Source organism: Alcanivorax sp. (assembly GCF_051117345.1).
Taxonomy (GTDB): domain Bacteria; phylum Pseudomonadota; class Gammaproteobacteria; order Pseudomonadales; family Alcanivoracaceae; genus Alcanivorax.
Genome location: NZ_JBNPEC010000183.1, coordinates 1 through 11,376 on the forward strand (window position 1 = coordinate 1; position 11,376 = coordinate 11,376).

An 11,376-nucleotide genomic window follows, 5' to 3' on the forward strand; every position below is an offset into this window, starting at 1 on the left:
CTGCCGCTCTATGCGTGGCTGAGTCAGGCTGAGCAACACCGCATTTTTGCCTCTCACCGAGGCCGGCGGGTGGTGCTCAGTACCAATGTGGCGGAAACCTCGCTCACCGTACCGGGTATCCGATATGTGATCGATGCGGGCACCGCCCGCATCAGCCGCTATAGCGTCCACTCCAAAGTACAGCGCTTGCCGGTGGAGCCGGTCAGTCAGGCCAGCGCCAACCAGCGGGCCGGTCGCAGCGGGCGGATCATGCCCGGTATCTGTTTTCGCCTCTACGACGAAGATGACTTTCTCAATCGCCCCGCGTTTACTGACCCGGAGATTCAGCGCACCAACCTGGCGGCGGTGATTCTGCAAATGGCCGATCTGAAACTCGGCCGCGTGGAAGACTTCCCCTTCATCGAACCGCCGGACGGGCGCCTGATCCGGGACGGTTATCGGCTGCTTGATGAGCTGGGTGCGCTGGCGGAAAAACAAACGCTGACGAGTTTGGGTCGGCAACTGGCCCGTTTCCCGCTCGATCCGACCCTCGGGCGGATACTGGTGGCTGCTGCGCAGCAACAAGTGTTGCGCGAGGCGCTGATTATTGTCTCGGCCCTGGCCGCCCAGGACCCCCGCGAACGGCCCCACGACAAGCAGCAGCAGGCGGACCAGGCTCACCAGCCGTTCACCGACAAGGACTCGGACTTCCTGTTCTTCGTCAAGCTGTGGCAGTGGGCGGACAGCCAACGCGAGGCGCTCAGCCGCAACCAGTACGAGAAGCTGCTGAAGAAGACCTTCCTGTCGCCCACCCGCATGCGTGAATGGCGCGATACCCATCGCCAGTTATTGTTGCTGTGCAAGGAACAGGGCTGGGCGCTGAACCCGCCGACCATGAACGAGCAGGGGCTGGTAGAGGGGGCTTATGGGCCGCTGCATCAGGCCCTGTTGCCGGGTTTGCTGGCCAATGTGATGCAGCGCACGGATGAGGGTGAGTGGTTGTCCACGCGCAATCGCAAGCCGCTGATCTGGCCGGGCTCGTCGCTCTCGAAAACCAAGGCCCGCTGGCTGATGGCGGCAGAGCAGGTGGAAACCAGCCGGCTGTTTGCCCGCACCGTGGCGCGTATCGAGCCGGAATGGGTGGAAGCGGCCGCTGCTCACCTGGTCAAACGTCAGTATTTCGAGCCGCACTGGTCGAAGAAACGCGGCTGTGCCATGGCCAAGGAACAGGTCAACCTGTTCGGCTTGATCCTGGCCAGTGGCCGGCGCGTCAACTATGCGCCCATCAACCCGCAGGAAGCCCGCGAACTGATGATCCGCGAAGGGCTGGTGATGGGGGAATTGCACCGCGAGCCGCCTTTCGTGAAGGCCAACCGGGAGCAGTTCGAGACGCTGGAGGAGATGGAACACAAGCTGCGCCGGCGCGATATTCTGGTGGATGAGGAGGCCCGGGTGGCCTTCTATGATGAGCGGTTGCCGCAGGATGTGACCAGCCTGGCGGGGCTGATGAGCTGGTATAACAAAAAGGCCACCGCCGAGCAGAAGGATGCGCTGCTGATGAAGCGGGATTTCCTACTGTCACGCAGCCCGGACTTGGCCAACGACCAGTTCCCGGATCAGCTGCGTCTGGACGGCATCAGCCTGCCGCTGGAATACAGCTTCGACCCCACCGGGGAACGCGACGGGGTCACCCTGATTGTCCCTGTGGCGGTACTCAATCAGGTGCCGGATACCCGCTTGGACTGGCTAGTGCCCGGGCTGCTGCGGGAAAAACTGGAAGCCCTGATTCGGGCGTTGCCCAAGGCTCGTCGGCGTCACTTTGTGCCGGTGCCGGATTTCGTTGGCGCGTTACTGGAAACCCTGAATCAGAAAGAGCCACTGTTGTCGGCCATGACCCGGGAACTGCAGCGCATGACCGGTGTGCGTATCGAGCGGGAAGAGTGGCAGGACGCCACGCTGCCGGACCATTTACGCATGTTCATCCAGGTGGTTGACCGGGTGGATGGTAAGCGCAAGGTGCTGGCCCAGGGGCGCTACCTGGATGAAGTCCGTGACAAACTGGACGGCGTCACCCGTAACTTGCCGGAACCTGAGCGAGAGGAACCAGCGCTGCGTGGTCAGGAATGGGTATTCGGCACGCTGCCGGAAACCCGCGAACAGGATCTCGGTGGCATGGTGGTGCGTCGTTATCCGGCGCTGGAGGAGGATGGCGACGGTGTGGTGTTGCGCTATCGGGATGATGGCGATGACGCGCGCTGGCGCCACCGCTGGGGCACAGCCCGTTTGCTGGGCTTCAAGCTCAGTGTCCAGCTTCGCGACCTGCGCAAACAAGCCTCACAGATGGCGGGGTTCCAGAAGCTTAAGGCAGAGAAGGGCGGCATGGCCCGGCAGGCACTGGATCATGCGCTACTGCGTATACTGGCCGAACATTTCCGGCTGGATGAACCGGTGCGGGGTGACGCCGCTTTCCAGGCCAGGTTGGATGCCCATCGGGGCGATTTCGTGCCCTGGGCCAGCCAGCAATTGACCACCTTCGGCAAGCTGTTCGTCGATTACCGGCAGTGGATGGGCAAGCTGGAGAAAAACTTCCCGCTGGCTTGGGCCCATGCCCATCGGGACCTGAAGCAGCAGCTGGCTAACCTGTTCCGCGAGGATTTTCTGTTGCAGGTGCCCTGGCCCTGGTTAATGGAGTATCCGCGCTATCTGGAGGCCATCGGCCACCGCCTGGACAAGCTGGGTGGCCAGATCGGCAAGGATCGCACCCTCACTGCGGAACTGGAGGCTTTTGACAAGCAATACCTCACCCGCGCTGCCGGTCTGCCCCTATGGCAGCAGCCGGCACCGTTACAGGAGTATTTCTGGATGTTGCAGGAATACCGGGTGAGCCTTTTTGCACAGCAGCTCGGCACCCGGGTACCGGTCTCCACGAAACGCCTGAACAAGCAGTGGGAGCTCTGCTGATCAGCGATCCTCTCAGCGAAGCCGCTGTAGGAGCGCCTCTTGAGGCGCGAACCTCGCGAGCGAGGAAGCGCACGGAGGACGACAACGCATAGCAGAACGTTACGCCCGCTTCCCGCCTCAAGAGGCGCTCCTACATTAACTCCGTAGCGAGCGTAACAACTATCCTCCCTCGCCCTTTGCGCTGGCCACCCCGAATCCGGATAATCGACCCATTATTCCCATTTGTGGAGCGGGGCCCTTTGCCCCGTTCGAGTGCGAGGACTCGCTTGTGAGCTATTCTGTAGTAATCAGTGGCACCGGTCTGTGGACCCCGGAGCAGACCATCACCAACGACGAGCTGGTGGAATCCTTCAACGAATACGTAAAACGGTTCAACGAGCGTAACGCCCAGGCCATCGAGGCCGGTGAGGTGGAGGCGTTGGGTCCCTCCGATAGCGCCTTTATCGAAAAGGCGTCCGGTATCAAACAGCGTTTTGTGATCGACAAAACTGGCATTCTCGACCCTGAAAAGATGGCACCGAACATTGCCGAGCGGTCCGACGACGAGGTCTCCATTCAGGCAGAAATCGCCGTGAAAGCAGCAAAACAGGCGTTGGAGAATGCCAACCTGACTGCCGATGATCTGGATGCGGTGCTGGTGGCGTGCTCAAACATGCAGCGCCCGTACCCGGCCATGGCCGTGGAAGTGCAGGCGGCTCTGGGCATGGAGCACGGCTGGGGCTATGACATGAACGTGGCCTGTTCCAGCGCTACCTTCGGTATTCAGGCCGGTGTCGATGCCATTCGTAACGGCAGTGCCCGCCGGGTGCTGATGGTGAACCCGGAAATCTGTTCCGGCCACCTGGCCTGGGAAGATCGCGACTGCCACTTCATCTTTGGCGATGTCGCTACCGCCGTGATTCTGGAGCGCAAGGAAGACGCCACCTCCTACAATCAATGGGAAGTGCTGGGCACGCGTCTGCAGACCAAATTCTCCAACAACATCCGCAACAATTTCGGTTTCCTGAACCGTGCCGACGAAAGCGGCGTGGGGGCTCGCGACAAGCTGTTCCGCCAGGAAGGGCGCCGGGTGTTCAAGGAAGTCTGCCCCATGGTGGCCGAGCAGATTTCCTCTCATCTGTCCGATACCGGTGTGGCGGTAGAGTCTCTGAGCCGTATGTGGCTGCACCAGGCCAACCTGAGCATGAATGAACTGATTTCCAAGCGGGTACTGGGTCGCCCGGCCACCCGCGAGGAAGCGCCGGTGATTCTTGATGATTATGCCAATACCAGCTCCGCCGGTTCCATTATCGCCTTCCACAAATACAACGCGGACCTGCCGGTGGACACCAAAGGGGTGATCTGCTCTTTTGGCGCCGGTTACTCCATCGGCAGCGTGATTGTGAACCGTATCAAATAGCGGTGCATCGCTTTCACGCCAGCTTCACGAAGGCCGCATTTTGCGGCCTTTTTTGATGCTGCCTGTAACGTTTACCTCACGTCTTCATCTCTATATTGTCTGAATCAGGCGCTACGCGAATAAACGTGGTTTGCCTGAGCCGCATTGTGCGGTTTCGGATACAACCTCAATAATGATGTATGGAGACTGAACATGGCTAAGTTGAGCAAACTGAACCCCCTGGCAGCTACCGTTGGTGCCGCTGTTGTTGCTTCTGCACTGTCTGTTCCGGTGGCTTCTGCTGCTGAGAACCCCTTTGCAGCCTCCGACCTGCAAGCCGGTTATCAACTGGCTGGTACCCACGCTGAAGGCAAGTGTGGCGAAGGCAAGTGCGGTGACAAGAAAGGCGAAGGTAGCTGCGGCGAGAAAAGCGGTGAAGGCAAATGCGGTGCCGAAGACAAAAAAGATGGCGACAAGAAAGGTGAAGGCAAGTGTGGTGAAGGCAAATGCGGCGGTGATGCCTAAGCATAAGCAGGAGCCAACGCATGAAACCTGAGACACCAGTGTCCGGAGTGGGCCTGGGTCTTCGGCGGGCCCTGATGGGCCCGCTTTCTCCGACCCTCGATTCCCCGGAAAGTGCACCTTTCAATTTTATGGAAGTGGCACCGGAGAACTGGATTCCCATGGGTGGGCGTCTGGCGAAGGAGTTTCGTGCCTTCACCGAGCGTTTTCCGTTTGTTACCCACGGTTTGAGCCTGTCTCTGGGTGGGCCTGAACCTTTGGATTTCGAATTGTTGAAAGCGGTGAAAGGGTTCCTCAAGGAACACAACATTCGCCGTTACACCGAGCACCTGAGTTATTGTAGTGACCACGGTCACCTGTACGATTTGATGCCAATTCCCTTTACCGAAGAGGCGGTGCACTACGTGGCCGATCGGGTCCGGCAGGTGCAGGATTTTCTGGAACAGCCAATCGGTATCGAGCACGTCAGCTACTACGCGGCTCCCGGCTCTGAAATGTCGGAGATTGATTTCGTCAATGCAGTACTGGAAGAAGCGGATTGCGAGCTACTACTCGATGTGAACAACGCCTACGTAAACAGTATCAATCACGGCTATGACCCACACGAGTTCATCAGCGCGTTGCCGGGCGAGCGTATCTGCTACCTGCATATCGCCGGGCATTTCGACGAAGCGGAAGATCTGAAAGTGGATACCCATGGCAGCGCCGTGATCGATCCGGTATGGCAATTGCTGGAACATGCCTACAAGCAATTCGGTGCACTGCCGACCTTGCTGGAGCGGGATTTCAACTTCCCGGGCAATGATGTGTTGTTTGGTGAACTGGAAAAAATTGCTCACTACCAGGACCAACGGCGCACTGCGACACGGAAGCTGGGATGAGTGAGCCAGATTTTCAGACACTGCAACGCCGCTTTGCGGCCCATCTGCGCAATCCGGAAACACGCCCGGCACCCGGCGACATCGAAGAGCGCCGGCTGGAGATTTACCGCAACCTGTTTTTCAACAACGTGAATGGGTTTATCACTCAGGGGTTTCCGGTGCTGCATTCCATTCTGGATGCACAGCGGTGGCAACGTCTGGTCCGCGCCTTTTTCGAACATCATGCCTGCCAGACCCCGTATTTTCTGGAAATCCCTCAGGAGTTTGTCAGTTTTCTGGCCTCCGGCACGGGGCTGGAGGAGGGTGACCCACCTTTCTTGCTGGAGTTGGCTCACTACGAGTGGATGGAGCTGGTACTGGATGCCTCCACGGAGACGTTTCCCCAGACCGGTTTCCACCCTGACGGGGATCTGCTTCGGGCCATTCCCCAGCTAAGCCCGCTCCATGTGGTGCTCAGCTACCACTACCCGGTGCACGAAATCTGCGCCGACTTTCAGCCCGAGACACCATTGCAACAAATGCTCTGGTTGCTGGTTTACCGGGACAGGGAAGACCGGGTACGGTTTATGGAGATTAATGCCCCCACAGCCCGGCTGCTTCAGTTGATCGATGAAAATCCTGGGCTGACCGGCCATGAGGTTGTGGAGGTGCTGGCGAGCGAGTTGCAGTTCGCTGATGTGGGCAAGCTTGCCGATTTTTCTCTGACGATACTGCAACAAATGCGTGAGCGAGACATCCTTATTGGAACCACATTAAAAAGCCTTTAAGGATTCCCATGAGCAAGCCCCTGCTGATTTCTCTTCATGCTGTGTTGAATCGCACGCGTTCCCTGGATTTTCTGGCGCCGCTGGCGCTGCGGTTATATCTGGCACCGGTGATGATCAGTGCCGGCTACAACAAGGCAATGAGCTTCGACAGTACGGTTGCCTGGTTCGGGAATCAGGAATGGGGCCTGGGGTTGCCGTTTCCTGCACTGCTGGCGTTGTTGGCGACCGCCACCGAACTGGTGGGCGGAGTGTTGTTGCTGGTGGGGTTGTTGACCCGCTATATCACCGTGCCACTGATGTTCACTATGCTGATTGCCATGGCAACGGTGCATTGGCAGCATGGCTGGTTTGCGATTGCGCCTTCCAACCCTGCAACCAGCACGGCCTTGCCGCTTGCGCAGATAGGGCTCCCCGGTGCTGCAGCCAGCCTGGAAAACAGTGAGGCTGTCGGTGAGCGACTAGGGCGTGCCAGGTCGATTCTGAAAACGCACGGTAACTATCCGTGGCTCACGGAAAAGGGCAATCTGGTGGTGCTGAACAACGGTATTGAATTCGCGGCGACCTATTTCATCATGCTGCTGGTGTTGTTCTTTTACGGGGCAGGGCGATATGTGAGCCTGGATTACTGGTTTGCCCGGCGGTTCTTCCGGCCGGCAACCGGTGGCTCGTAAATTCCCGGTTTTACCGCGCCCCTGTTCGGGGACGCGACGGGCTGGCTATAATGCAGCGTCGACGACTTACCGGGGTGACCGTGCGTTATTTCCTGCTAACTATATTGCTGAGTGTTTCCTGCTCCCTCGCCGCTGCGGAGGCCGAGGATTGGGGCGAGGCATCTTCCCCCTTTGATGCTCCCAAAGGCAGCGAGCCGAAAAATGATGACCCCTGGGAAGATATCAACCGCAAGATCTTTGCTTTCAACGAAACCCTCGACAAGTACGCCCTGAAGCCAGCCGCCAAGGGCTATCGCAAGGCGACCCCCGGCTGGTTCGATGACACTGTGACCCGCTTCTTCGAGAACCTGCGGGATTTCCGCAGCGGCCTGAACAGTGTGTTGCAGTGGCGCTGGGGCCATGCCGGCCACAACTTTGGTCGTTTCACGGTCAACAGCACGCTGGGCATTGGTGGCCTTTTTGACGTGGCCAGCAAGGTCGACCTGGACAAGCACAACACCGATCTGGGCCTGACGTTCGCTCGCTGGGGGATTCCGGAAGGCAATTACCTGGTGCTGCCGTTCTGGGGTCCGTCCACGGTTCGCGATGCAGCGTCGATTATCCCGGAAGATTACATGCGTCTGCGGCACTACATAGAGCATGATCTGACCCGCTTCAGCCTGACGGCGTTGTATGTGGTGGATTTGCGTGCGGATCTGTTGGATCTGGAGCGCAATATCGTTGGTGACCGTTACACCTTCCTGCGCAATGCCTACCTGCAGCGCCGCCGCTTCGAATCCGGCGATGCGCCTTCCCTGCGTTTCCCGGAGATTGAGGAGAGGGATTCGGAATTGGAAGATGAGGGGTGGTGAGGGCAGTTAATAGTGAACAGTGAATAGTTAACAGCTGCGCGAGCAGTGTTTATCTTAATCTTCATGCTATGAGGCCGCGCCCATCAGTTGGGCGCGGCCTCATAGGTTTTAAAGCCTGAACCACGCTTGGCGCGTGCTGTTCACTGTTAACTACTCACTGTTAACTGCTTTCAGTTTGGCTCGAATATAGTCCCCATGCGACACATACAGCAGGTCGCTGACCCGGCGGATCAGGTGCTCTTCGTGGGTATCGGCGTGGCCGTCGGCGGCGGCCATGGCCCACATTTCCTCGATCAAGGTGACTCTGGGCTCCGGGCCCCAGTGATCGCGAAGCGGGCGGGTGAATTCGAACAGGTCGGTGGCCTGGTCCACGCGATTTTCCAGTTCCGCCAGGATGTCATTCATTTCCTGGGGGTCCAGATGCCAGTGCCTTTCCACCGCCTGAATCAGGCGTTGTGATTCTTCCGGGGCCACGGTGCCGTCGGTGCGGGCCACTTCCAGCAGCAGGGCCGCTGCGGCCCGGTGCAGGTCGTGCTCGCTGGTCTGCTGTTCGGGCTGGTCGGGGCGAAAGAGTCGGTTCAGCCAATTCAAATTACACCTTCCTCCTGCAATAGGGTTTCCAGCGCCACCTGGTCTTTTGCAAAGCGGCGAATGCCATCGGCGAGCAGGTCGCTGGCCATGGCATCGTCATTGAGTTGCCAGCGGAAGGCGGCCTCGGTGACAGCGTGCCAGTCGTCTTCCGGAGCTACCAGTTCCGCATCCAGTACTTGGGTGAGACTACCGGTATCGGCGGCCAGTTCCGCGAGGAGGGCGGGGCTGATGGTGAGTTTGTCGCACCCGGCCAGGGCTTCGATCTGGCCGGCGTTACGAAAGCTGGCACCCATCACGATGGTTTCCAGCCCGCGGGCCTTGAAGGTGCGGTAGATCTGGCGCACGGACTGCACGCCCGGGTCGTCATCCGGGGTGGCGATTTCCATACCTTGTTTGCGGTGCCAGTCGCAGATGCGGCCCACAAAGGGAGAGATCAGGGTGGCGCCGGCTTCCGCGGCGGCCAGGCCTTGGGTCTGGTTGAATACCAGCGTCACGTTGCAGCGGGTGCCTTCCTCTTCCAGCACCTCCACTGCGCGGATGCCTTCCCAGGTCGCCGCAGTCTTGATCAGGATGCGTGACGGGTCCACGTCCAGTTCCCGGTAGATGGCCATCAGCCGGCGGGCTTTTTCCACGGTGGCGCGGGTATCGAAAGACAGGCGGGCATCCACTTCACTGGACACCCGACCGGGAACCCGTTCAAGGATAGCCTGGCCGGCCAGGCAGGCGTAGCAGTCCGTCAGCCAGTCCATCTCGCCAGCATGGCCCAGAGTGCGACACAAATCAGCCGCCTGCTGCAGCAGTGGCCGGTAGCGGTCGTCACGGGCAGCGGCCAGTAGCAGGGAAGGGTTGGTGGTGGCATCTTCCGGCGCCAGTTCGGCGATCATGTCCAGATCACCGGTATCGGCCACCAGGGAGGTCCATTGGGCTAGCTGTTCACGTTTGTTCACGGTATCCGTTCCTTTCAGTGTCATCGCGGGGCACGGTACTGCGCCGCCATGACAGAATTATTGTTTCACCACAGAGGTCACAGAGTGCACAGAGGTAAATCTCGGTGTGGGAGGCCATGCTTGCATGGTGAAGAGATGGGCACGGCATTCGCTATCAAGCATAGCCTCCCACAAAAACAGAGTGTGCTATCCGGCTTTTGGCTCTGTGCACTCTGTGTCCTCTGTGGTGAAAGGCTTTTTACAGCCTAAGATAGTTGTGCCAAAGCGTCCATGAGCACTTGCGGGGTAGTGTCCGCCTTGTGCATGTTTTCGCTAAGGTGGCGGCGGAAGCGGCGGGCGCCGGGTTCGCCCTGGAACAGGTTGAGAATATGGCGCAGGGAATGCTTGGGCGCATGACCCAGCGCATAGCGGCGCTCCACATAGGGGAGGAATTGCTCGGCGATCTCCCGGCGGCTGGGCACGGGGTGTTCATCCGCAAACACGATGCGATCCGCGTCGGCAAGGAAATAGGGGTTCTGGTAGGCCTCGCGACCAATCATCACGCCATCCACGTCACCCATATGCTCATGCACCTCATCCAGTGTCTTCACGCCACCGTTGAGGACGATCTCCATATGGGGAAAGGCCTGCTTGATGGCATAGGCGCGCTGATAGATGAGCGGGGGTATCTCCCGGTTTTCCTTGGGGGATAGCCCGGAAAGAATGGCCTTGCGGGCATGAATGGTAAGGCTGGTGCAGCCGGCCTGCTCCATACGAGCTACAAAGCGGTAGAGAAAGCCGTAATCATCCTGGTCATCAATGCCGATGCGGGTTTTTACCGTCACCGGGACGCGGACCGCCGCCTGCATGGCTTCCACGCACTGGCCCACCAGTTCCGGCTCGGCCATCAGAATGGCGCCGATCTTGCCTTGCTGCACCCGGTCTGACGGGCAACCCACATTGAGATTGATCTCGTCGTAACCGTATTGCTCGGCAATCCGGGCCGCTTCGGCCAGATCCCGGGGCTCGCCGCCGCCAAGCTGTAGGGCGACCGGGTGCTCTTCGTCATTGAACGCCAGAAACCGCTCACGATCGCCGCGCAGAATCGCCTGGGCCACCACCATTTCGGTATAGAGCAGGGTGTGGCGGGTAATCAGCCGGGCCAGAAACCGGTAATCGCGGGTGGTCCAGTCCATCATCGGTGCCACGGACAGGCGTCGATCCAGTTGTGGCAGCGGGGTTGTTGTCGTCAGAATGTCATTCATGCAAGGCGGCAAGCGGGTGTCAGGGGGCAGTATTGTCGCATGTTGTAGCGCGTGGGCGTAGGGCTGCCGGCGGCGTTGCCTGTCAAAGCCCGGTTCGCTCTGCTAGACTCCGCGCCTTTCCGAATCACTCGAGACTGTTCATGACCCTCCCACGGTTGAGTCCGCCCTAGTAGACAGCCCGTCTCCGGCTTTGCCGTATGGTGCGCTGCGCCATGTCATCCCGTGTTCTGCTGCCAGCGCGCAGCACCTTTGTTTGTTGTACTCCCAAAACAGGATTGTTCTTCATGCTTCGATCTATTCAGCAGGAATGGTTCAGCAATATCCGTGGCGATTTGCTGGCAGGTTCCGTTGTTGCCCTGGCCTTGATTCCAGAGGCGATTGCGTTCTCTATTATTGCCGGTGTAGACCCCAAGGTTGGGTTGTACGCCTCGTTCTGTATCGCTGTAGTCATAGCGTTTGTCGGCGGTCGCCCGGGGATGGTGTCGGCGGCTACCGGCGCCATGGCGTTGGTGATGGTCACACTGGTCACAGACACCGGCTTGCAGTCTATGATGGCTGCTTCGGTATTGATCGGGGTTCTGCAG

11 protein-coding genes are annotated in these 11,376 nt (G+C 59.2%); 8 read left to right on the forward strand and 3 right to left on the reverse strand.

Annotated features, from left to right (window positions below; translation table 11 throughout):
- The 7 genes from hrpA to ACFE0K_RS11800 all read left to right on the forward strand — a co-directional run.
- A partial coding sequence (gene hrpA / locus ACFE0K_RS11770) for an ATP-dependent RNA helicase HrpA (RefSeq protein WP_434536246.1) occupies positions 1-2,940 on the forward strand: 2,940 nt, incomplete at its 5' end.
- Between the two features lie 268 nt (positions 2,941-3,208).
- Positions 3,209-4,339, forward strand: a complete 1,131-nt coding sequence (locus ACFE0K_RS11775) for a beta-ketoacyl-ACP synthase III (protein WP_434536247.1) — start codon at positions 3,209-3,211, stop codon at positions 4,337-4,339.
- A gap of 192 nt (positions 4,340-4,531) precedes the next feature.
- Positions 4,532-4,843 carry an HvfA family oxazolone/thioamide-modified RiPP metallophore gene (locus tag ACFE0K_RS11780; RefSeq protein WP_434536248.1) on the forward strand — a complete coding sequence of 104 codons (312 nt, stop codon included), beginning with the start codon at positions 4,532-4,534 and terminating at the stop codon, positions 4,841-4,843.
- A 20-nt stretch (positions 4,844-4,863) separates the two neighbouring features.
- Positions 4,864-5,721 carry an HvfB family MNIO-type RiPP peptide maturase gene (locus ACFE0K_RS11785; protein ID WP_434536249.1) on the forward strand — a complete coding sequence of 286 codons (858 nt, stop codon included), beginning with the start codon at positions 4,864-4,866 and terminating at the stop codon, positions 5,719-5,721.
- Positions 5,718-6,488, forward strand: coding sequence for an HvfC family RiPP maturation protein (locus ACFE0K_RS11790; RefSeq protein WP_434536250.1), 771 nt, complete (start codon positions 5,718-5,720; stop codon positions 6,486-6,488). The genes ACFE0K_RS11785 and ACFE0K_RS11790 overlap by 4 nt, the downstream gene beginning before the upstream one ends.
- Positions 6,489-6,496: 8 nt before the next feature.
- The gene (locus tag ACFE0K_RS11795; RefSeq protein WP_434536251.1) at positions 6,497-7,159 is read left to right on the forward strand and encodes an HvfX family Cu-binding RiPP maturation protein; all 663 of its coding nucleotides are present in this window, start codon (positions 6,497-6,499) and stop codon (positions 7,157-7,159) included.
- Positions 7,160-7,209: 50 nt separating this feature from the next.
- The gene (locus ACFE0K_RS11800) at positions 7,210-8,010 is read left to right on the forward strand and encodes an MlaA family lipoprotein (RefSeq protein WP_434536252.1); all 801 of its coding nucleotides are present in this window, start codon (positions 7,210-7,212) and stop codon (positions 8,008-8,010) included.
- A gap of 150 nt (positions 8,011-8,160) precedes the next feature.
- Here ACFE0K_RS11800 and ACFE0K_RS11805 read toward each other — a convergent pair whose 3' ends face one another.
- From ACFE0K_RS11805 to dusA, 3 genes are all read right to left on the reverse strand, one after another.
- Positions 8,161-8,601: a TerB family tellurite resistance protein gene (locus ACFE0K_RS11805; RefSeq protein WP_434536253.1), complete on the reverse strand. Its 441-nt coding sequence runs from the start codon at positions 8,599-8,601 to the stop codon at positions 8,161-8,163.
- Positions 8,598-9,548, reverse strand: a complete 951-nt coding sequence (locus tag ACFE0K_RS11810; RefSeq protein WP_434536254.1) for a transaldolase — start codon at positions 9,546-9,548, stop codon at positions 8,598-8,600. The genes ACFE0K_RS11805 and ACFE0K_RS11810 overlap by 4 nt, the downstream gene beginning before the upstream one ends.
- 245 nt (positions 9,549-9,793) lie before the next feature.
- Positions 9,794-10,792, reverse strand: a complete 999-nt coding sequence (gene dusA / locus ACFE0K_RS11815; protein ID WP_434536255.1) for a tRNA dihydrouridine(20/20a) synthase DusA — start codon at positions 10,790-10,792, stop codon at positions 9,794-9,796.
- 284 nt (positions 10,793-11,076) lie between these two features.
- On the opposite strand from dusA, the gene ACFE0K_RS11820 reads away from it, so the two are divergent.
- A partial coding sequence (locus ACFE0K_RS11820; RefSeq protein ID WP_434536256.1) for a SulP family inorganic anion transporter occupies positions 11,077-11,376 on the forward strand: 300 nt, incomplete at its 3' end.